This is a genomic window from Flavobacterium aerium (assembly GCF_030766725.1).
Taxonomy (GTDB): Bacteria; Bacteroidota; Bacteroidia; order Flavobacteriales; family Flavobacteriaceae; genus Flavobacterium; species Flavobacterium aerium.
The window spans coordinates 62,574-84,372 of record NZ_JARQWR010000013.1; the positions used below are offsets into that span (position 1 = coordinate 62,574).

The window sequence follows — 21,799 nt, forward strand, 5'->3', positions numbered from 1 at the left end:
TTTTTGTTTATACTTTTGAACCATGAATTCAAAGACAAATCGATATATTTTACTTTTTATCACCATAACTATTATGGCAACCATCGTATTGCAAATACATTGGAATATAAAGAACTACAATGAAAACAAACTCCGATTAACGAACGAAATACAAATCGCTTTTGATAATAGTGTAGAAAAATATTATGCTGAAAATGCTAAAAAGAATGTTATTACTTTGGCTAATCGAATTCCTGAGATTAGTAATAATAAATTTGCGAGAACAATCAACTATTCTGAGGCTATTAATATTAATCCTAAATCCCCTACCGCAACAGAGATAAAATCTCCAGATAAAAGCACTGCTGTTATCATAAAAAGGGATTCTCTTTATGCCACAAATGCTTCTTCTATACAAGTATTTAAAAGCACGAGTGCTATGAATGCTACGAAAGCAAAAAACAGTTTAGATAAACTTGTAAGCACTATTGTGGTTTCGATGGTTGAAGATTCTCTTGATTTAAAAAAACTAAGTACCTATTTTGTTGGTGAACTAGATCGAAAAAAATTAAATATCAATTATAAAATTGATTTACTTAAAGATAAAACCATCGTAGAAACTACTCTTAAAAACAACAATCAATCCTTTCCACTAAATACTTTTTCTACTTCATCCTATATTCCACCACAGCAACAATTAAAATTATCTTTTAGTGACTCATCATCACTTATTTTACAAAGAAGTATGGTAGAAATTATACTTTCTCTTCTATTATCTCTTTCTATTATAAGTTGTCTACTCTATTTATTGAAAATTATAAACCGACAAAAAAAGACTGATGAAATTAAGAATGATTTAATTAGTAACATCACGCATGAATTTAAAACACCAATTACGACCATTTCATCTGCGATTGAGGGTATCCGAAATTTTAATGCAATGAATGATGTTGAGAAAACGAATCGGTATTTGAATATTTCAACTCAACAATTGGGTAAATTAGAAAATATGGTGGAAAAACTTCTGGAAACTGCTACACTTGAAACGGATCAATTACGCATTCATAAAGAATCTATTGATGTAATTCCCTTGATAAAGAACAACATTGAAAAGCATCAACTCATTGCTCCTGACAAAACAATATCCTTTCAGTCCAATATGGAACGATTACCTTTAGAAATTGATTTGTTTCATATTGACAATACGATCTCAAATTTAATTGATAATGCGGTTAAATATGGGGGTGATTCCATCTCGATTACTCTTCATTATAATGAAGGAAAAACTGAAATTAGTATTGAGGATAGTGGAATGAGCATAAACAAAAGTGAACAGGATAAAATTTTCGATAAGTTTTACCGTATTCCTAAGGGAAATATACACAATATAAAAGGCTTTGGAATTGGATTATATTACGCTAAGAAAATCATAGAGAAACATGGTGGAGTATTAGAATTAATGCTAAGTAATACTACAATTTTTAAAATCACTTTATACGATGTCTAGTAAAATCAAAGTAATATTAGCCGAAGATGAACCTGCCTTAGCCCTAATCATCAAAGAAAGTCTAGAAACCCGAAACTTTGATGTTTTACTCTGTGAAAATGGAAAGGATGCTCTAAGTGAATACAACAAACAAAAACCAGACATCTTAGTATTGGACGTAATGATGCCTATACTAGATGGATTTACGGTTGCAAAAGAAGTTAGGAAGTTGGATAAAAGTATCCCTATTATTTTCTTAACAGCAAAGTCACAAACACAAGACGTGGTAGATGGTTTTAATTTTGGGGGCAATGATTATTTGAAAAAACCTTTTAGCATGGAAGAACTCATCATTCGTATCCATTCGTTATTGAACCGTATCCAAAGCATTAAAACCGAAGAAACACTAAAGATAGGGAGCTATAGTTTTAATTTAATTAAGCAAACTTTGCATCATGGTGATACTACTATTGTGCTTACTCATCGTGAAGCTTCTTTGCTGCATTTTCTCATTGAGAATAAAAATGAAATTCTAGATCGCTCTACTGTTTTAAAAAAAATATGGGGTGATGATGATTTTTTCAATGGTCGAAGTATGGATGTTTTCATCTCAAAATTGAGAAAAAAACTAAGCCATGATCACAATATTCAAATTATAAACGTGAGAGGTTATGGGTATAAATTAATCGATTAATTCCCAATTCGTATTGTATTTCCATTCCCTCTTTTTCCATCTCTAAATTTATCCTTCATTTCTTCCATCTTTTTAAGTACAATATCATCGTACTCTTTCTGAGTAACAACTTTTCCATTTTTAGCTGGCTTAATATCGGTCTTCTCTTTAGGATTCAAGACAACTTTAGAACACAAAATGGTCGTTTTTCCTGTATTTACTTCAAGAATCAATCCCGGTAGACCCCAATAATTCTCTGGACCTTGATTTACTGGAATATCACTCGTGTACCATGCTGTGATTATAATCTCTTTTGGCATATCAATCTGATCCATTAGATTAGTACTTTTCTTCTCTTCTTCTTTCGCTTCTTTTTTTCTTAAATTTCTAAAATCCAATGGATTTGCTTTCTGAACTGCTGTTGCTTTATAACAAGTATACTCTCCTATTTTCTTGGTTTCATTCTCTAACTTCCAGTCTATTTTTTGCAATGAATCTTTTATAAGAAATTCTTTCCCCATAAATTCTTTATCTACAATATATTGTTTGTCCTTAATATTTTTATATTGTTTCCCACCACCACCTGTAAAAGAAGCCATCATTCTCATTCCTCGATTGTCCGTGTTTGGTGCATCCAATTTTTTCTCTTCTTCATAGATAGAAGCGCTTTTATCAAAATTTAGAATAAACGTTTTTTCCAAAGCTTTTTTCATTCGCTCTGTAACCATTTTACGCATTTCGTCTGTAACTTCTTTACCTTCCATTTTAAAATCACCCATACTTGTTTTAGACTCATAAACGGCCATTCCCTGAAAGCTTTGTGCCTTCATCCCAGTAATTGAAAGTGTCAATAAGAGAGCAAACGCTATTCTATTTTTCATATAAAATCAAATTAGTTGTATCACAAATATGCTTAATTTTATTCAATCCGTATTCTGTTTTTTGTTAAATATATTTACAACGTTTTGATACATAGTGGGTATTGATTTTCTCTTATAATTGAATTAATATAAAACTGTAATCTTCTCATTTATTAAAAAGAAATTCTAATCTAAGTCAGAAATTGTATCTTAGCCACACTATGAAAAGAGTTTTTGTATTATTTCTTTTGATTCATTGGGGTACACATTTTAGTCAGAATACTAAAATAAATGTGGCTGCAACAAATATTCAATCTTTCGAATCAGACACCTTTATAGGATATGATGCATTAGATAATATTTACTACTTAAAAGATGGGGCATTAATCAAACGAAAAGATGCTCAAACCTGGCAATATAAAAACATTAATCTCGGAAAAGTAACTTTCGTAGATATACAGAATCCTTTAAAAATAATCTTATTCTATGAGGGTTTTAATACTGCTATTTCATTAGACAGTCAATTGAATGAAATTCAGAAAATAAATTTTTCCGATGTAAATCCACCTTTAGTGGTCAGTGCTTTAGGGCTCGCTTCTCAAAACCGATTCTGGTTGTATAATAGCCTTACACAACAAATTGGATTATTCGATTTCATGAAGAATACATTTTTACCGCTCTCTACTCCTTTCAAAGAGAGTTTAAAATACTATCAATCTGATTTCAATCATTTCCAATGGATTGATCAAAAACTAAATTGGTATTCCTGTGATGTATATGGTAAAGTTACTTCATTAGGAGAGATTCCTAATTTTGATGCTATACAGATTGTTGACAATCGGACATTTTTATTGAAAATAGGAAATCAATTGTTTTGGTATGATTTAGAGAAAAACAAATCCTATAGCATTGAGAATATTGCTTCATCTTACAGCAATTTTTACTATAAAAATAAGACTTTGACACTTTCAAATTCTTCAGGTTTGTCTAATTATAAAATTGACATTCCTTAGTTGTCTAAAAATTTAATGTCTACATAGAAAACATAACAAATCCCCGAAAATTTATTATATCCCTTTAAATAGTTCTGTGCAGAATAACTATTGGGTTCTATGCAGACAATAAAAACAACATGGTATAAACAAAAAACATAGTTCAAATAGAAAGCCGATTTACACAATCTACTGAAGAGAAGAATAATAACCATTCTTCCCTTCCCAGTAGACTTGCTCCCATTTTAATTCCACTCTCCAAAACATTATTAATTAATCCCTACAATTATAATAACCAGAAAAATATGAATGGAACTATTACAAAGATGTGTAAAGTTTCAAACAAAAGGGGAAGAGTTATTTCTTTTAGATAGAACAATAAGACATTTTTCTATTTTTTTTTATTTATCAATTAATGTCTTATTCTTTTACTTTATGAACTTATAATGCCTTAATCCTTTTCAAAATCAAACTAATTTTGATTTTTATTTCTGTTCCTAATAAGTAATAAAGCACACTTCATTTATTTCCTGACTTTACAATTTATTATTTAATAGAGTACACAATTCTTTTTCAATAAAGATTCATTTTTTTATCAGGTAGTAATTATGAAATATATTAATAGTGGATTCGGTATTTCATTGGACTGGGCATCTGTCTTGGCTTGTGAACTTATGGGTACTAAGCATGGAAATTTCATATATGCTAGTCCTACTATATTTAGTGGTGTTCATTATGTAACTTCCATTTCCTCAGAAATTACAGTCTTGTTTATTCGCGGATGCTATAATCAGGACTTGCATTTGCAACATCATCATCAAAACAGAAACTTTATTTGTTTCTACATTGACATTCTTGGAAATTCTCCAATAAATTTCACTTACGATAAAGATTCCTCTTTAGAATCTAATGCAAGCTTATTTAATTATTCCATATTAGATAGTACTATTGAGGGTTCTTGTGAGATTATACAGAAAGGACAAGAGGTTCAGAAATTATACATTTTTATAAAAAGAGATTTTTTCATTCAGTCTCTTCAAAAAAACTATAACGACAGTCATCTAATTGACAACCTATTCAATGAGGATAATATGTTTATGAGACGTTATAGAATAAATCTTCATAGTCGTTGCATTTTAGATAATTTATTAGATCGAAAAATAAATTGTCTTTCCTTTCACTTCTTTATTCAAAGTGCCGTCTATGATTTAATTGCTAATTATATCAGCGCTCATGAGCATTTCGAAACAATAATAAATGAAGTTGTTAAAAAAAGAGATCTCATAAAAATTTATATGATTCAGGCCTATTTAGTGGATATTGTAAAAGAAACTTTTCCAAGCCTAGAATCTTTGGCTGAGCGTATTGAAATGTCTAATTCAAAATTCAAAAAATTATTCAAAACGGTTTCGGGTGAAACGCCTTATTCATTTTTCATCCATTATAAATTAGATTATGCAAAAAATATTCTTCGCTCGAATACTATTCCAATTATTGAAGTCGTAAATCTTTTGAATTTCCCTTCTTCTTCTCGTTTCTCAAAACTTTTTAGAAATCATTTTGGAATGTTGCCCAGTGAATATGTCAAAAGCTAAACAAAATATCAAATATCATTACTCTTCTTTTTCAAAGCGCAAACAGCCATTTGGCACTACCTTAAAAGGGAATTGGAAAAATGATAACCTTTTAGCCTTCAATACTGAAAATGCTATTGAGGGCTGGATTTATTTTACACAGGTTTCAGAAGGATTTTCTGTTTTCTTAAGCAATATTAAAACACAAAATCCAACTATTTTCACGTTGAAACACAAGCCATCTGATCAGGATATTATTATATCTTTTGATATGAATACTCAGATTAATAATTATTTCATAAAAGGTATTGAGTATCATATTAAAAATGAAAATCTTAGATTTTCCATCACGGACTCTAGTATGAATAAAAATTTTATTTCAAATTCTGATATTGGGTGGAATCAGATACAATTGATAATCTCAAACGAGGTCTATACAAAATTGATTAAAGAACTGTATCATGAATCCTATATTCATCAAATTTTTGACCCAAGAAAAAACACCATTTTTCATTATGGACCTATCGATAATCGAAGTAATCTTACGTTAAACCAATTAAAGAATTGCTGTCATTTACAACCTGAATTTAATCTGAAGTTGAAAAGCCATGCGTTCTCATTATTTGGAAATATCATTGTTTTATTAACGGAGACTAAACTTTCATTAAAAAAAATCCATCCTTTAGATACAGAAAACATTATGAAATCCAGACAGTATATTGTGGAGCGTCTTACGGGGAAATTTCCTTCTATTCATGATTTAGCTTCAATCTCTCAGATGTCTTATTCAAAATATATTTCCCTTTTTAAAAAGATTTTTAAAATGACTCCTTATAATTTTTTCCAGAATGAAAAAATGAGTCTCGCTCAAACATTATTAAAAAGTGGTAATTTTAATTCGGTTACAGATATCGCCTATCATTTGAACTTTAGCAATCGAAGATGCTTCTCAGAAGCTTATAAAAAGCATTTTAATGAGCTTCCTTTCAAATTATTCGTAAAGAAATAGCTAAAATATTTTTCAATAAATAAATATATGTATAACACACATAATAACGTTTTAAATTCAATTGTTTATTGTAACTTGATACTTCGTTTTTATCAAATTAATTTTGAATCATTCTATCTAATTAATTTTAAAATCATTACTAGATTAACCATGTATTCAATCAAAAAATCAACGCGTAATTTTAGTCATAAAAACCATTTTTTGTCTACTTTTACACACGAAAGGAATATCAAATATAAATTCATTTTAGCATAATGCATATAGCGATAGCGGGAAACATAGGAGCTGGAAAAACAACATTAACACGTTTATTAGCCAAACATTTTAAGTGGGAACCTCATTATGAAGATGTAGTAGATAACCCTTATTTAGATGATTTTTACCATCAAATGGAACGATGGTCATTCAATCTACAAATTTATTTCTTAAACAGTCGTTTTCGTCAGGTTTTACAAATTCGTGAAAGTGGCAAAAAGATTATTCAGGATCGAACTATTTATGAAGATGCGCATATTTTTGCTCCCAACCTTCATGCTATGGGATTAATGGCAAATCGTGATTTTAATAATTACAAATCACTTTTTGAATTAATGGAATCACTTGTAGAAGCTCCTGATTTATTAATTTATCTAAGAAGTTCTATTCCAAATTTAGTCAGTCAGATTCACAAGCGTGGACGTGATTATGAAAATTCAATCAGTATTGATTATTTAAGTCGACTAAACGAACGTTATGAAGCTTGGATTCAAGGATATGACAAAGGAAAATTACTTATCATCGACGTCGATAACATTAATTTTGTTGATAATCCAGAAGATTTAGGGAATATCATCAATCGAATTGATGCTGAAATCAATGGCTTATTCTAGAATAAACAACTGACAATAAAATAGTTAATCACTCCAAAATAGTAAACCCAAAATTCTTTAAAAGAATTTTGGGTTTTTTTTATATCTAAGCTTGTTTTTTTATTTATAATAAATCTAAATAAATATATCTTTGTGCCTTTATTTAAAAAAAATACCACAACTATGAGATATTATTATTTAGTGTTATTAATCTTTTGCAGTTATGGGCACGCACAAAATGCCCAAATTTCAGGAAAGATAACTACCGAAAATCATGAAGATGCATCATTTGCAACGATATATGTAAAAGAATTAAAGAAAAGTGTTACAGCCGATGAAAAGGGTACTTTTGAAATAACAAATCTCTCCTCTGGAAATTACACCTTAACCATTTCTACATTAAGTTATGCGACCCAAAGCAAAACAGTAGAATTACAGGAAAACGAAAAATTAAAACTCACATTTCAGTTAAAAGAAGATATTACTTCCCTTCAAACTGTTGAAGTTACTGGTCGAAAAGAGAAATCCTATAAGAATACCAATTCCTTTATCGGGGCAAAAACAGAAATCGCTTTGAAAGATTTACCACAAGCTGTTTCTTATGCAACCAAAGAACTTATTGCGGATCAAGGTGCCATTCGAGTAGGGGAAATTGTGAAAAATTTTAGTGGTGTGAGTCAGTTTTCATTTTATGACGACTTAACTATTAGAGGTTTCCGTATTAATGGTCAAAGTAATACCCAATTATTGAATGGATTACGAACTTCAACGGGATTCTGGAAACAACCCTTGGCCAATTATCTAGAGCGTGTTGAAGTATTAAAAGGACCATCTTCTGCATTATTTGGAAATGCTTCCCCTGGAGGAGTCGTCAACCGAGTAACCAAAAAGCCGCTGGACATCCCCTCTAATTCTGTTAGCTTCTCAACGGGAAGTTACAATACCTTACGAACTTTAACGGATTTCACCGGGCCATTAAATGAAGATAAATCTTTATTATATCGTTTGAATCTAGGATATGAAAACTCTAATTCATTCCGTGATTTACAGTTTGATAAAAATATTGTTATTGCACCTTCTCTTTCATTTTTACCCAATGAAAAGACCCGTATCAATTTTGATTTAATTTATACAAGTTCCAAAGGAATGCTTGATAGAGGTCAATCAACCTATGAAAATAATCTACATTCTACTCCAATTTCTCAATCATTAAATTCAACCAACGATTACCTTAATGAAGAAACGTATATCGTTACAACTTCATTGAATCACCAATTTAATGAAAAACTATCTTTTTCTGCTTCTTATATCAGAACTGGATATAATGAAGATTTACTAGAACATCGTGGGGCAAACAAATATGCCGTAAATGGTAGTGGAGCAAATATTCCTACTGCAATTGAAATGCAATTATTCCAACGCAAGCGTAAACGTTACATTGATAATTTCTCTAGTTTTTTTGTGTATAAAACGAAAACGGGCGAATTGGATCATAATCTTGTAATCGGTTATGATTATGCACAAGAAAAAGTACCTTCTGGCGGATCACAATTACAAGCCAACGGCTATCGTAATGCAGCAAATACTGGGGCAATAAACACCTATAACCCGAATAACAGTAGTGCTTATCTATTAGATTCTAATGGTAATCCTGTTCCCAATGTACCTCATTTTGACTTAACCAATCCCAGTGCTTCACAATTATTAAAAGATACCAGTAAATATTTCTATACACAACGATCTTTTGATCCTACCTTCTACTCTATCAATGGATTTTATATTCAGGATCAAATCAAATGGGGAAAATTACAAGCCTTAATTGGATTGCGCTATGATCAATATACCGATCGTGAGAACTACACAAAGAATAATGAAAAGAAAGTAAACCAACATGCGCTCTTACCACGTGTTGGATTGACCTACACTCTAAATGACAATATTAACCTTTATGGTACCTATGTTCAGGGATATAATCCACAAACGGCTTCTATATTATCCAATCCTAATTCAGGTGGACCGTTTGATCCTCTGGAAAGTAACATGGTGGAATTTGGCGGAAAATCATCTTGGTTTGATAACCATTTGGCAGTAACAATGGCGCTTTATAAAATTGAACAGAAGAATACATTATACAATGCAAATGATCCTTTAAATCCAGATTTAATGCGCCAAATAGGTAAAGAAGAATCAAAAGGAATTGAAATTGACATCAATGGTAGAATCACTTCAGAATGGAGTATTTCCGTAGCTTATGCATTCAATGAATCTCGTGTAATAGATAGTCCAACGGCTTCCGAAATTGGTCGTCAAAAACCAAATGCTCCTAAGCATCAAGGTAATTTATGGAGTCGATATAATTTCACCGGCGGGCCACTAAAGGATTTTGGTATTGCGGCTGGAACTGATTTTGTAACAACCCGTAATTTGAGTATTAGTCAGGTTCAAACCATTCCAGGTTATCAATTGATGAACGCTGCACTGTACTACACTATTAATAAATTCAAGATTCAATTGAACGTAAATAATATTGGAAATAAAACACACTGGGTTGGAGGATATGATTATATTCGCCTTTTCCCTGGAACACCACGTAACTGGCTGATGACACTAGGTTATTCCTTTTAATTAATGCGGTATAAGAATATGAATACAGAATTTAATATTACTTTTTTTTAGTCACAGTATGGCACAAACATTTAAAAAAAGTATGAATACAATACATTTATGGCTCGGACTTATTTCGGGCCTAATTGTATTTATTGTAGCATTAACTGGAAGTATTCTAGTTTTTGAAAAAGAGATCGATCAGATTATTAATAAAGATTATTATACGGTCTCAAAAATTGAAACTACAAAACTACCTGTTGACGAAAGTTTAGCGGTTTTAAAAAAAGAATACAACATTAAGAAAATAGTGCGTGTATATGCCTATAACGACCCTAAACGAACTGTACAGGTCATGGCAAAAGATAATGAGGGCGAAACACAACTGTTCTCCATTAATCCTTATACAGGACAAGTAACGGCTTCAGTAGCTCAGAAAAGTAGATTCTTTTCGGTTGTATTGGATATTCACCGTCGTTTACTAATGAATGATTTTGGCAAATTCATTACAGGTTGTTCTTGCTTAATGTTTGTTTTCATCTTAATTAGTGGCTTCATTTTATGGTGGCCGAAAAAAATTAAAAATCTAAAACAGCGTTTAACAGTCAAATGGGATGCATCTTTCAAAAGAGTAAACTGGGATTTTCATTCAGTTTTTGGTTTCTACAGTTGTCTCATTTTGCTTATTATTGCTCTAACAGGTTTAACGTGGGCATTTGATTGGTATGAAAATGGGCTTTATTATTTAGCTGATGGCACTACAAAAAGACCTTCCAACAAAGTAGAAAACCCAACTAAGATAGACCCTAAACTAGATAAAACTTTTTACTATCAGGATATCTTAAACCAAACGGATAGCATTTACCCTTTCAAAGGGGATACTCAAATTCGTATGCCAAATGATACGATAAATAGCATTACAGTTTACAAAGAGAATCTTGAGAAGACAATTCCGAATCAATCCAGTACTATTTATTTTGATAAATACACGACCAAAAGTATCGCAATCAGACCTTTTGAATCCTTTACATTGGGTGAAAAAATTCGTCGAATAGTATATCCCATTCATACGGGTAGCATATATGGATTGCCGACTAAGATAATAGCATTTATCGTTTGTCTATTTGCCGCTACATCTCCTATTACTGGCTTTATAATTTGGTATGGAAGAAAGAAGAAAACAAAAAAAAGCGGTAAATAATTTACCGCTTTTTTATAGAATCAATAAAATATTGACTTATTCTATTTAGTATTTAATACTGAATGTAGCTTGTTTTGCAGCATCTAATCCTTGGAAACGTTTTGTACATTCCTCAATCATTTGATTTGCTACAGTAACATCACCCCAACCTTGTACGTCTACCTTTTTGTTTTCAAGATCTTTATACACTCTAAAGAAATGTTCAATTTCTTTAATCAAGTGTTCGTTCATATCTGTAATATCATTTAGCTTATTCATGATAGGATCAGAAACAGGAACACAGATAATTTTTTCATCTGGACCTTTATCGTCAGCCATTTTAAAAATTGCTATTGGTTTTACTTCTACAATACAACCTGGAACAGATGGCTCTGTGAATAATACTAATACGTCCAATGGATCTCCATCTAAAGCTAGTGTTTCTGGAATGAAACCGTAATCTGCTGGATAGAACATTGCAGAATATAACATTCTGTCAAATCGTATTCTTTTTAATTCAAAATCGTATTCGTATTTATTTCTACTTCCTCTTGGTATTTCAATTAAAACATCGAAGCTTTTTGATTTTTCTACGCTCATTTTATTATTTTCTTATCTTATTAAGGGCAGCAAATATAAAGAAACTGCATCTTTATTACAACATTATTTTATTGTAAATTTCACTCTGTATCTGTCTTTTAGAAATAAAATCCGAAAGATCCTTTCACTCCAAATTTATTTGTATCTGGCGTATTCAGGTAGCTACCTCTCCAACTGAAATCTATTCTAAAAACTTTAAATATATTTCCAATTCCAACATTGTATTCCCAATATACATTTTCGGGAGCAACATAGTCTAATCCCGATGCATTCAGCAATTTATTTTTATCGGAAACTGTTCCGTATATTCCTTTTACTCCTACAATCTCTCTCAGGTTTAAATTACGTAATCCTGGGATTCTGGATAATATTTTTCCATTGAAGTGGTGTTCTAATTGGAAGGAAGCATATGTATCGGTTGTAAACTCGTAATAGTTCAATAGGTTGAATGTATTATCGATAATAAAATACGATTGATTTCCTGGTACAACTCCCATTAATCCTAGAGGTACTTCTCCGTAAATTTTACCTAACTCTAGAGTAGTAAATAATCGTCCTAATGCTCCAATAATAATAGGTTGTCTATAATATAACTGTACTTTCTCATATTTAAAATCACTGTCTAAAACACCTTTTAAACCTTGACTAAAATTCAAAAATACACGTGGGAAATTATAATCTACCAAAGTGCGTTCTACGCCATAACCTACCGTTTTACGCTTTGGTGTATAGTCAATCATAATATTCAATTCGGACTGCTTTACTTCTTCGGCAACAATTCCATTTGCTCGGTCTATAAAATAATCCAAGCTAAAGGTCGGTGAAGCTGATTTTAATGTTCGATAAGAGAATCCAGTTTGAAATGTTAGGTTTTTTATCGGTTCAATTTCCGCTGAAACCATTGTCAAATTAATCGAGGTTAACTTATCATTTGTCCCACTGGAGAATAACGAACTGGAAGCAAAACTTCGTCCCAATACGTCATTTGTCGTGGTCAAACTCACCCCTATTTGTTCAATATCTCTTCGATTACCCGCAGATAGTATCAAACGGCTTTTCTTATCTACTAACCATTTTCCAGAAATACCATATTTAAATTGATTGTCCGAAAATCCATAGGCTGTATATCCTTGTAAACGCCACATATCATTTTGTCCAAAATAGGTTCGCCCTCCTACTCTCAGTCGGATTCCCTCTACTTCGTTATAACCAAACGTTGAGAAAATAGGTCCATAATCAAAATGTCCTTTTTGAATATAACCGCTTCCGAGTATCGACGCTAGATTGTATAATTGTTGGAATTTCTTGACCGTTTGTAAAGTATCGAGCATTTTGTAAATTCCTTTTTCATCTTTACTCAAGGACTCAAAACGATTGGCTTCCCAAAATTCATCACTCTTTTTATGTACTTCTGGGTCAAAGAAATTCACTTCTTCTTTGTAAAACTCATTTGGTTTCACAATATTGAATTTATGATTTTGGAATAAGGTTGTACGTTTACCATAAACCCCTTTGGACTCTTCTTTTTTAGAAAAACTAAAGTCGGACATCATATGATCACGTGTCAAAAGAAACACAGAATCATTTAAAACCTCAAACTCTTGCTCAATATAGATTTCCTTCACCCAGTTAATATTGGCGCTTTTAGTCACCTGCATATTAATTTTCTTGATGGCCCAAGTGGTATCATTTACCCAAAAATCTCCTTTGAAAGTCAACTCATTTTTTCGTCTAGGATAATAGACAATGTTATAACACCATTTCTTATCGATAAAAGTACTATCAGCCAAAACGTAATTATACACATCAATACCTGTTCTTGAAAGTGGGCTTACGAAACTCTTATCAAAGAAATTTAAGTAATTATCATAGATATCATATTCTGCATATAAATCTTTGATAAAGGCAATAATCTGTTGATTGGTGTTAAATCCAGAATTTTTATTGGCAATTGTAATCTCTTTTTTTCTTCCTGTGGTATTATCGCCATAGACTTGAAAAAGGGATTCGTTTATAAAAATTGGCAAGTATGTTTTCCCCGTTACATGCGAAGTATCAATTTGTTTGAAAATGAATTCCATGCCTTTGAAGATTTTTTTCTTCATAAAAGCACTGTCGATACTATTCATATCGAACTCCACCTTTTCATATTTGTCCATTTGGTATTGCTTAAACTGGTGCAATCCATTTTTCCTTTTTCTTGCCCAAATCTTCCGAAGAATGTCTATCGCCGGGTTATTCTTCTTCGACGTTTTACCGCCATAGATTTTCACCTCCTGAAGTTTTTCTCCTTCTTCAAGAACTACTTTAACATTATAATTTACGGACTTATCCAATTGCAAAGTCTGTGAAGTATATCCAATAAAAGAAACTTCAATTGCAGAATGATTCGTTTTTGATTCTAAATAGAATCGTCCATCTTCATTCGTGATAACTCCTTCATTAGTGGATTTAAAGTTGACATTAGCATACCCTACAGGTCTATCATATTCATCAACCACAATACCACTTACTTTTGTTTGCGCAAAAATCTGATTCGCAATCAATAACAAAAGGCAAAGACTAAAAAACACATTCTTCTTCATAGGCAAAAAAAAACTTCATCAGATTTATATCTCTGATGAAGTTCCAAATATAGTTGATATTTTTTTATTTATACATAACCTTTTTCACAGCTTTAATTACATCTTCTGCATTAGGCAACCACTCTTTTAATAAATTTGGAGAATATGGTGCTGGTGTATCTGCTGTAGTAATTCTTTGAATTGGTGCATCTAAATAATCAAATGCTCTTTCTTGTACGATATAAGTAATCTCTGAAGCAACACTTGCAAATGGCCATGCTTCTTCAAGAACTACTAAACGATTTGTTTTTTTAACAGAAGTTAAAATCGTATCGTGATCCATTGGGCGTACTGTTCTTAAATCTACAATTTCACAGCTAATTCCTTCTTTTGCTAATTCTTCAGCAGCTATATGAGCTTCTTTAATAATTTTACCAAAAGATACAATTGTTACATCTGTTCCTTCACGTTTAATATCAGCAACTCCTAATGGAATAGTATATTCCCCTTCAGGCACTTCACCTTTATCACCATACATTTGTTCAGACTCCATGAAAATAACTGGGTCATTATCACGAATTGCAGATTTCAATAACCCCTTTGCATCATATACTGTCGATGGAACTACTACTTTTAAACCTGGAGTATTAGCAAACCAGTTTTCAAAAGCTTGAGAGTGTGTTGCTCCCAATTGTCCAGCAGAAGCAGTTGGCCCTCTAAATACCATTGGCATTGAGAATTGTCCACCTGACATTTGGCGCATTTTTGCAGCATTATTAATAATCTGATCGATTCCTACTAATGAGAAGTTGAAAGTCATGTACTCCACAATCGGACGATTTCCATTCATCGCAGAACCAACAGCAATACCCGCAAAACCTAATTCGGCAATTGGTGTATCAATAACTCTCTTTGGTCCAAATTCATCCAACATACCTTTTGAAGCTTTGTAAGCACCATTATATTCTGCTACTTCTTCACCCATTAAATATATTGTATCATCGCGACGCATCTCTTCACTCATTGCTTCGCAAATAGCCTCTCTAAATTGTATCGTTCTCATATATATTGTTTTCTTTAATCCATTTTTAATGAAAGGCAAAAATAAAAATTTTAAATCACTTAAAGGCATAAAGTTTAAATAAAGTAAACATTCTCCTTTTTACATTAAAAACCAGCAAATAACACTCCTCTATTTCGAAAAATCAATCCCTATTATTTACATATTATAATTTCAATCATCAAATCATCTTCTTTTCTTCCTCCCAAAACTTAGGTGTTCCAAGTTTTTTTATTTTTTATTAAATTTTTTTTTCAACAAAAAATCTTTTTTAATAACCCCAATAAATTCTTAGTAAAAAGCCCCTTTTTTTGCTAAATATTTGATAATTGGGCACTCTAATTATCTTCTTAACACTCCTTTTTTTTTACGATATGAAAATCTAAAGAACGTTATTCAAAATTATTCCTCTTTTTTACGTCTTTTTATTACAAATAAAATATTTATTATGCATGCATAGTTTTTATTCCAAATAAAATTATTAATTTCGTGACACTTATTACAAACATTATAACTTTAAATACAATGAAAATATTAGTTTGCATCAGTCATGTCCCTGATACTACTTCCAAAATTAATTTTACGAATGGGGATTCAGAATTTGACACTAACGGAGTACAGTATGTAATTAATCCAAATGATGAATTTGGTTTAACGAGAGCTATTTGGTTCAAAGAAAAACAAGGCGCAACAGTAACAGCAGTTAACGTAGGCGGTCCAGATACAGAATCTACATTAAGAAAAGCATTAGCAATTGGAGCAGACGAAGCGATTCGTGTAAATGCTACACCTACTGATGGTTTCTTCGTAGCAAAACAATTGGCTGAAGTAATTAAAAATGGAGGTTACGATCTAGTTATTGCTGGAAAGGAATCTTTAGATTACAACGGTGGAATGGTTCCAGGTATGATTGCAGGATTATTAGGAAGTAATTTCGTAAACTCTTGTATCGGTGTAGAAGTTGATGGTACTAATGCTAAAGTAATTAGAGAAATCGATGGTGGAAAAGAAACACTTAGCACTACATTACCTTTAATCATTGGTGGTCAAAAAGGATTAGTAGAAGAAAAAGACTTACGTATTCCAAACATGAGAGGAATCATGATGGCAAGACAAAAAGCTTTGACAGTATTAGAGCCAGTTGCTTCTGCAAACAACACTAAAACTGTAAAGTTTGAAAAACCAGCTCCTAAATCAGCAGTGAAATTAGTAAGTGCAGATAATTTAGATGAATTAATCAACTTATTACACAACGAGGCTAAAGTAATCTAATATTCATTCTCCAAATCAATCATTACATTTCCATTAAACGAAATAGATTGAAAACAGAGCACTGTCTAATTTTAAAATCTAAACAATCATGTCAATATTAATATATGCAGAATCAGCAGAAGGAAAATTCAAAAAAGTAGCTTTTGAATTAGCTTCATATGCAAAAAAAATAGCTGAATCAACAGGAACTACAGTAACAGCTTTAACAATCAATACAGACGACGTATCTGAACTTGCAAAATACGGAGTAGATAAAGTTTTGAAAGTTTCAAATGATAAATTATCTAAATTCAACGCTAAGGCGTATGCAGATACGATCAAACAAGCAGCTCAAAAAGAAAGTTCAAAAATCGTTTTATTATCATCCACTACAGATAGTTTATATATCGCTCCTCTAGTTTCAATCGGACTAGAAGCTGGATATGCATCTAACGTTGTGGCACTACCAGAAAGCACTTCTCCTTTCTTAGTAAAAAGAAATGCATTCTCAAACAAAGCCTTCACTATTACTGAAATTTCAACAGACGTAAAAGTTTTAGCTATTGGTAAAAACTCTTACGGTATTTTTGAAAGCAGCTCAACACCATCACAAGAAGATTTCAGTCCATCATTAAATGATGCTGATTTCAATATTAAAGTGGAAAGTGTTGAAAAAGTAACTGGTAAAGTAACTATTGCAGATGCTGAAATTGTTGTTTCTGCTGGTAGAGGACTAAAAGGTCCAGAAAACTGGGGAATGATCGAAGAGCTAGCTTCAGTATTAGGTGCTGCTACAGCTTGTTCTAAACCAGTTTCAGATTTAGGATGGAGACCTCACAGTGAACACGTAGGACAAACAGGAAAACCTGTTGCTGCCAACTTATATATTGCTATCGGAATTTCGGGAGCAATCCAACACATTGCAGGGATAAACTCTTCTAAAGTAAAAGTAGTAATCAATACCGATCCAGAAGCTCCTTTCTTTAAAGTTGCTGACTATGGTGTTGTAGGAGATGCTTTTGATGTTGTTCCTAAATTAATTGAAAAATTAAAAGAATTTAAAGCTCACAATTCATAATTTTTTATAAATTGTGCCCCCTTAAGGGCTATCTAAACAAGGATAGTATTATCTTTGTCTAGATAGCCCTTTTTTCGTTTTAACAATTCAATATGAGCTTAGTAAAATTAACTATTAAAGGTATTTCTTATAGTCAAACGCAAAATGGCGCGTATGCACTCATCCTCAATGAAGTAGATGGCGATAGAAAACTACCCATTGTAATAGGCGCATTCGAAGCTCAATCTATAGCTATTGCCCTAGAAAAAGAAATTAAACCACCTCGTCCGCTTACACATGATTTATTCAAAAACTTTGCAGATCGTTTTGATGTAGTTGTAAAACAGGTAATTATTCATAAACTTGTCGACGGTGTTTTTTATTCCAGTATAATTTGTGAAAGAGATAAAATTGAAGAGATTATCGATGCTCGTACTTCCGATGCAATCGCATTAGCCCTTCGTTTCAATGCTCCTATTTTCACCTACAAAAACATCCTTGACAAAGCAGGAATTTATTTGAAAGTAAATCCATTGGAAGCCGACAAAGCAAATGCCGACAATGATGATATACTAACAACTCCACAAACTTTTGGTTTAGATAATGAGGATGAACCAATAGAAGAGGGTTACAGTCAATATAGCTTACAAGAATTGCACGAATTATTAGAAGGTGCCGTTCAGAATGAAGAATATGAAAAGGCTGTGAAAATTAGAGATGAAATTTCAAAAAGAGAGTCTTAATAAAAGTCAACAAGAGGCATTTGTAATACTCTAAAAAATCTTTTATTTTTATAATCCAAAATGAGGTATATTTCTAATAGCAAGACATATAGTTGTATACTCACATACAACCCTTATTTTTGCACCATATAAATAATAGTACGCTATTACCACAAACCATAGTAAAGATGAAGCAATACTTAGATTTGGTACAACACGTTTTAGAGAACGGAAACCAAAAAGGAGACAGAACGGGAACGGGAACACAAAGTGTTTTTGGTTACCAAATGCGATTTGATTTAAGCAAAGGCTTTCCTATGGTCACAACAAAAAAATTACACTTAAAATCTATCGTATACGAGCTACTTTGGTTTTTGAAAGGTGATACCAACATTGGTTATCTTAATCAAAATGGCGTAAAAATATGGGATGATTGGGCTGACGAAAATGGCGAACTAGGACCTGTATATGGACACCAATGGCGTGACTGGAACAGCGAACACATTGACCAAATTTCTGAAGTAATTGAAACCCTAAAAACAAATCCAAATAGCCGTAGAATGCTGGTTTCTGCATGGAATCCATCCGTACTACCGGATACAACCAAATCATTTGCAGAAAATGTAGCGAATGGAAAAGTTGCACTTCCTCCTTGTCATGCTTTTTTTCAATTCTATGTAGCAGATGGTAAATTGTCTTGTCAATTATACCAAAGAAGTGCCGACATCTTTTTGGGAGTTCCCTTCAACATCGCTTCTTATGCATTATTAACCTTAATGATTGCACAAGTTTGCGGATTAGAGGCTGGAGATTTTATCCATACTTTTGGAGATGCACATATCTATAGCAATCACCTTGAACAATTAGAACTTCAATTATCCCGCGAACCAAAGGCTTTGCCAAAAATGATCTTAAATCCGGATATAAAAGATATTTTCGAATTTAAATTTGAAGATTTTACCTTAGAAGGATACGAACCTCATCCACACATTAAAGGAGCTGTAGCAGTTTAATATGTTTTTTCTTTTACTTATTCAATTGGAGTTATCCTATAGATAAAACACGTCTGAACCAAAAACATTGAAAATACTTGTAAAGACAATCAAAACAATAACTTAGCGTTTTATAAACATATAATTCTTTGAAACAATTTCAAAAACTGTTAAATTTAAAATCCTTTTTTTAGTATCTTTATTTTCTAAAATTAGAAGATACCATGGAAAACAACAATCAGTTTGAATTATACGATTATGCTCGTAGAAGAGTAAAACAGAAGAAACGCTTGTATTTTCACTTCATATTGTTTCTGGTAGGAAGTGTGTTTCTGATCATTATTAATAAATTTCTGCATATAGGCGAGCAATACAATTGGTTTGTATGGGCTATTACAGCTTGGGCATTTTTATTCATCCTCCATGTTATCCGAGTTTTTATCACTGAAAGTTTTATGAATAAGAACTGGGAAAAACAACACATTGAAAAACTTGTTGCTCTTCAACAGAAAAAAATACAAAAACTAGAAAAACAAGTTGAGGATAATACACTAAAAAACGATACATTATAATGACAATACTGATTGCAGCTGCAGGGGAGAACAACGAGCTTGGAAAAGACAACGATCTCTTATGGCATTTACCTGATGATTTTAAAAGGTTCAAACAATTGACAACAGATCATTTTATCATCATGGGAAGAAAGACTTTTGAAAGTTTTCCTAAGCCATTACCCAACCGAACTCATATTATCATTACGCGTCAAGCGGATTACAAGGCAGAGGGATGTATTATTGTAGACAGCATAGAAAGGGCTTTAGAAATCTCTAAAGGAGAAAAAGAAGTATATGTAATAGGTGGTGGTGAAATCTACAATTTAGCATTGAAATATGCTGATAAGATTGAATTAACCAGAGTAAATGGTGAGTTTAAAGCCGATACTTTTTTTCCAGAAATAGAAGAAAATAAATGGAATTTAGACCATGAAGAATATCATCCTATAGATGAGAAGCACAAATACGACTTTACATTTCAGACGTATAGTAAAAAATAAAAAACATCCCGATGTATCGGGATGTTTAAAAACTAAAAAACTACATGTTATAGAATATATGGCCTATTCTATTAATAATACTTGATAACTTAATACAAAAATCAATACAGCTAATAATACTCCAGAGATGAATATTATTAAATTGGCAAATTTATGAGAATATTTCTCAAAGAAGCCTTTAATACCAAATACCACAAAGGTAAGAAAGACCAAAAAAACTAGAATTTCCAAAAACAAATTTAACCCAAAGAACGTTTGTTGCACTCCAATTTCTGCTATATAATTAATGAATCCGTTACCAATATAATTAACAAAAAAAACGAAAGAACTATTACCACTAATACCCATTTAATTCAGCTATAAATTTCCTGATAACATGATATTTCCTATGATGTAAAATTGCAGTTATTAGAAGAATCTCACAATACCAATATTTTAGTATTTTTAAAATATCACTAAATTTAGTGAGGAGAAAGAAATCAAAAAATTAGCTTAAAACATTAATACAATCTCATTTAAAGAATCGTAAAGTTTATCTTATCTTTGCGCAAATTAAAAAATAATGTCAAAAAATATTACCCCTTACAAAGACTCAACATTAGGCAAAAAAGAACAGGTAGCTCAAATGTTTGATACTATATCCGAAAAATACGATGGCTTAAATAGAGTCATTTCATTTGGAATCGATATAAAGTGGCGTAAGAAAGTTTTAAAACTAGTATCGGATACAAATCCTTCTAATATATTAGATATTGCTACAGGTACAGGTGACTTAGCTATTTTAATGGCTGAGACAAAAGCTTCCAAAATAATTGGATTAGACATATCTTCCGGAATGCTTGAAGTAGGAAAGAAAAAAATTGCAGAAAAAAACCTAACTAACCGAGTTGAAATGGTATTAGGTGATTCTGAGATTATTCCTTTTGAAGACAATACATTTGATGCAATTACTGTAGCATTTGGTGTTCGTAATTTTGAAAACCTTGAAAAAGGTCTATCTGAAATATTACGTGTTTTAAAACCAAATGGAATTTTTGTAATTCTTGAGACCTCAGTCCCAACAAAAGCCCCTTATAAACAATTTTATAATTTTTATACTTCAAAAATATTACCTTTAATTGGTAAATCATTTTCAAAAGATAAATCAGCCTACGCCTATTTATCAGAATCAGCATCACTTTTTCCATACGGAGAAGCGTTGAACAATATTTTGAGAAAAATTGGGTTTATAGAGGTAATAGATAGGCCACAAACTTTTGGTGCGGCCACCATATATTCTGCATCTAAAAAGTAA

The 21,799-nt window shown here is 31.7% G+C and carries 19 protein-coding genes; 15 read left to right on the plus strand and 4 right to left on the minus strand.

The features are described 5' to 3' along the window. Positions 1 to 22: 22 nt before the first annotated feature. On the plus strand, positions 23 to 1,486 hold the full coding sequence (locus P6733_RS16335; protein WP_306354023.1) for a sensor histidine kinase: 1,464 nt from the start codon (positions 23 to 25) through the stop codon (positions 1,484 to 1,486). Beyond that, positions 1,479 to 2,159, plus strand: coding sequence for a response regulator transcription factor (locus P6733_RS16340; protein ID WP_306354024.1), 681 nt, complete (start codon positions 1,479 to 1,481; stop codon positions 2,157 to 2,159). Before P6733_RS16335 ends, P6733_RS16340 begins: the two co-directional genes overlap by 8 nt. Here P6733_RS16340 and P6733_RS16345 read toward each other — a convergent pair. Continuing rightward, positions 2,156 to 3,019, minus strand: coding sequence for a GLPGLI family protein (locus P6733_RS16345; protein ID WP_306354025.1), 864 nt, complete (start codon positions 3,017 to 3,019; stop codon positions 2,156 to 2,158). The genes P6733_RS16340 and P6733_RS16345 overlap by 4 nt on opposite strands. 200 nt (positions 3,020 to 3,219) lie before the next feature. Here P6733_RS16345 and P6733_RS16350 point away from each other — a divergent pair, with 200 nt between their 5' ends. From P6733_RS16350 to P6733_RS16375, 6 genes are all read left to right on the plus strand, one after another. Next, positions 3,220 to 4,011 (plus strand): hypothetical protein, encoded by a 792-nt coding sequence (locus P6733_RS16350; protein WP_306354026.1) that lies wholly within the window; start codon positions 3,220 to 3,222, stop codon positions 4,009 to 4,011. Positions 4,012 to 4,598: 587 nt separating this feature from the next. Beyond that, complete coding sequence (locus P6733_RS16355) at positions 4,599 to 5,585, plus strand: helix-turn-helix transcriptional regulator (RefSeq protein WP_306354027.1); 987 nt, start codon at positions 4,599 to 4,601, stop codon at positions 5,583 to 5,585. After that, positions 5,572 to 6,573, plus strand: coding sequence for a helix-turn-helix domain-containing protein (locus tag P6733_RS16360; RefSeq protein WP_306354028.1), 1,002 nt, complete (start codon positions 5,572 to 5,574; stop codon positions 6,571 to 6,573). The genes P6733_RS16355 and P6733_RS16360 overlap by 14 nt, the downstream gene beginning before the upstream one ends. Before the next feature lie 254 nt (positions 6,574 to 6,827). Further along, positions 6,828 to 7,442 (plus strand): deoxynucleoside kinase, encoded by a 615-nt coding sequence (locus P6733_RS16365; protein WP_306354029.1) that lies wholly within the window; start codon positions 6,828 to 6,830, stop codon positions 7,440 to 7,442. 162 nt (positions 7,443 to 7,604) lie between these two features. Further along, positions 7,605 to 10,046 carry a TonB-dependent receptor gene (locus tag P6733_RS16370; RefSeq protein ID WP_306354030.1) on the plus strand — a complete coding sequence of 814 codons (2,442 nt, stop codon included), beginning with the start codon at positions 7,605 to 7,607 and terminating at the stop codon, positions 10,044 to 10,046. Between the two features lie 82 nt (positions 10,047 to 10,128). Next, entirely contained in the window at positions 10,129 to 11,226 is a 1,098-nt protein-coding gene (locus tag P6733_RS16375) for a PepSY-associated TM helix domain-containing protein (protein ID WP_306354031.1), read from the plus strand. A gap of 45 nt (positions 11,227 to 11,271) precedes the next feature. Here P6733_RS16375 and P6733_RS16380 read toward each other — a convergent pair whose 3' ends face one another. The 3 genes from P6733_RS16380 to P6733_RS16390 form a co-directional block, all read right to left on the minus strand. Beyond that, entirely contained in the window at positions 11,272 to 11,805 is a 534-nt protein-coding gene (locus P6733_RS16380; protein ID WP_306354032.1) for an inorganic diphosphatase, read from the minus strand. A 98-nt stretch (positions 11,806 to 11,903) separates the two neighbouring features. After that, complete coding sequence (locus P6733_RS16385; RefSeq protein ID WP_306354033.1) at positions 11,904 to 14,390, minus strand: DUF5686 family protein; 2,487 nt, start codon at positions 14,388 to 14,390, stop codon at positions 11,904 to 11,906. 64 nt (positions 14,391 to 14,454) lie between these two features. Continuing rightward, the gene (locus tag P6733_RS16390) at positions 14,455 to 15,501 is read right to left on the minus strand and encodes a pyruvate dehydrogenase complex E1 component subunit beta (RefSeq protein WP_306354034.1); all 1,047 of its coding nucleotides are present in this window, start codon (positions 15,499 to 15,501) and stop codon (positions 14,455 to 14,457) included. Positions 15,502 to 15,954: 453 nt separating this feature from the next. Between P6733_RS16390 and P6733_RS16395 the strand changes: the two genes are divergently transcribed. The 7 genes from P6733_RS16395 (at position 15,955) to ubiE (ending at position 21,799) form a co-directional block, all read left to right on the plus strand. Continuing rightward, positions 15,955 to 16,701 carry an electron transfer flavoprotein subunit beta/FixA family protein gene (locus P6733_RS16395; RefSeq protein ID WP_306354035.1) on the plus strand — a complete coding sequence of 249 codons (747 nt, stop codon included), beginning with the start codon at positions 15,955 to 15,957 and terminating at the stop codon, positions 16,699 to 16,701. 88 nt (positions 16,702 to 16,789) lie between these two features. Then, on the plus strand, positions 16,790 to 17,758 hold the full coding sequence (locus P6733_RS16400; RefSeq protein WP_306354036.1) for an electron transfer flavoprotein subunit alpha/FixB family protein: 969 nt from the start codon (positions 16,790 to 16,792) through the stop codon (positions 17,756 to 17,758). Between the two features lie 92 nt (positions 17,759 to 17,850). After that, positions 17,851 to 18,480: a bifunctional nuclease family protein gene (locus tag P6733_RS16405; protein ID WP_306354037.1), complete on the plus strand. Its 630-nt coding sequence runs from the start codon at positions 17,851 to 17,853 to the stop codon at positions 18,478 to 18,480. Positions 18,481 to 18,647: 167 nt separating this feature from the next. Further along, on the plus strand, positions 18,648 to 19,472 hold the full coding sequence (locus P6733_RS16410; RefSeq protein WP_306354038.1) for a thymidylate synthase: 825 nt from the start codon (positions 18,648 to 18,650) through the stop codon (positions 19,470 to 19,472). 203 nt (positions 19,473 to 19,675) lie between these two features. Continuing rightward, the gene (locus P6733_RS16415; protein WP_306354039.1) at positions 19,676 to 20,023 is read left to right on the plus strand and encodes a 2TM domain-containing protein; all 348 of its coding nucleotides are present in this window, start codon (positions 19,676 to 19,678) and stop codon (positions 20,021 to 20,023) included. Then, on the plus strand, positions 20,023 to 20,505 hold the full coding sequence (locus P6733_RS16420) for a dihydrofolate reductase (RefSeq protein ID WP_306354040.1): 483 nt from the start codon (positions 20,023 to 20,025) through the stop codon (positions 20,503 to 20,505). Before P6733_RS16415 ends, P6733_RS16420 begins: the two co-directional genes overlap by 1 nt. A 562-nt stretch (positions 20,506 to 21,067) precedes the next feature. Further along, complete coding sequence (gene ubiE, locus P6733_RS16425) at positions 21,068 to 21,799, plus strand: bifunctional demethylmenaquinone methyltransferase/2-methoxy-6-polyprenyl-1,4-benzoquinol methylase UbiE (protein WP_306354041.1); 732 nt, start codon at positions 21,068 to 21,070, stop codon at positions 21,797 to 21,799.

Bases quoted from the DNA above. Each gene is read 5' to 3' on its own strand.
- P6733_RS16420 (WP_306354040.1), top strand. From the start codon at position 20,023: ATGACAATACTGATTGCAGCTGCAGGGGAGAACAACGAGCTTGGAAAA.
- P6733_RS16390 (WP_306354034.1), bottom strand. From the start codon at position 15,501: ATGCCTTTAAGTGATTTAAAATTTTTATTTTTGCCTTTCATTAAAAAT.
- P6733_RS16355 (WP_306354027.1), top strand. From the start codon at position 4,599: ATGAAATATATTAATAGTGGATTCGGTATTTCATTGGACTGGGCATCT.
- ubiE (WP_306354041.1), top strand. From the start codon at position 21,068: ATGTCAAAAAATATTACCCCTTACAAAGACTCAACATTAGGCAAAAAA.
- P6733_RS16350 (WP_306354026.1), top strand. From the start codon at position 3,220: ATGAAAAGAGTTTTTGTATTATTTCTTTTGATTCATTGGGGTACACAT.
- P6733_RS16370 (WP_306354030.1), top strand. From the start codon at position 7,605: ATGAGATATTATTATTTAGTGTTATTAATCTTTTGCAGTTATGGGCAC.
- P6733_RS16415 (WP_306354039.1), top strand. From the start codon at position 19,676: ATGGAAAACAACAATCAGTTTGAATTATACGATTATGCTCGTAGAAGA.
- P6733_RS16395 (WP_306354035.1), top strand. From the start codon at position 15,955: ATGAAAATATTAGTTTGCATCAGTCATGTCCCTGATACTACTTCCAAA.
- P6733_RS16410 (WP_306354038.1), top strand. From the start codon at position 18,648: ATGAAGCAATACTTAGATTTGGTACAACACGTTTTAGAGAACGGAAAC.
- P6733_RS16375 (WP_306354031.1), top strand. From the start codon at position 10,129: ATGAATACAATACATTTATGGCTCGGACTTATTTCGGGCCTAATTGTA.
- P6733_RS16365 (WP_306354029.1), top strand. From the start codon at position 6,828: ATGCATATAGCGATAGCGGGAAACATAGGAGCTGGAAAAACAACATTA.
- P6733_RS16380 (WP_306354032.1), bottom strand. From the start codon at position 11,805: ATGAGCGTAGAAAAATCAAAAAGCTTCGATGTTTTAATTGAAATACCA.
- P6733_RS16335 (WP_306354023.1), top strand. From the start codon at position 23: ATGAATTCAAAGACAAATCGATATATTTTACTTTTTATCACCATAACT.
- P6733_RS16340 (WP_306354024.1), top strand. From the start codon at position 1,479: ATGTCTAGTAAAATCAAAGTAATATTAGCCGAAGATGAACCTGCCTTA.
- P6733_RS16400 (WP_306354036.1), top strand. From the start codon at position 16,790: ATGTCAATATTAATATATGCAGAATCAGCAGAAGGAAAATTCAAAAAA.
- P6733_RS16360 (WP_306354028.1), top strand. From the start codon at position 5,572: ATGTCAAAAGCTAAACAAAATATCAAATATCATTACTCTTCTTTTTCA.
- P6733_RS16345 (WP_306354025.1), bottom strand. From the start codon at position 3,019: ATGAAAAATAGAATAGCGTTTGCTCTCTTATTGACACTTTCAATTACT.
- P6733_RS16405 (WP_306354037.1), top strand. From the start codon at position 17,851: ATGAGCTTAGTAAAATTAACTATTAAAGGTATTTCTTATAGTCAAACG.
- P6733_RS16385 (WP_306354033.1), bottom strand. From the start codon at position 14,390: ATGAAGAAGAATGTGTTTTTTAGTCTTTGCCTTTTGTTATTGATTGCG.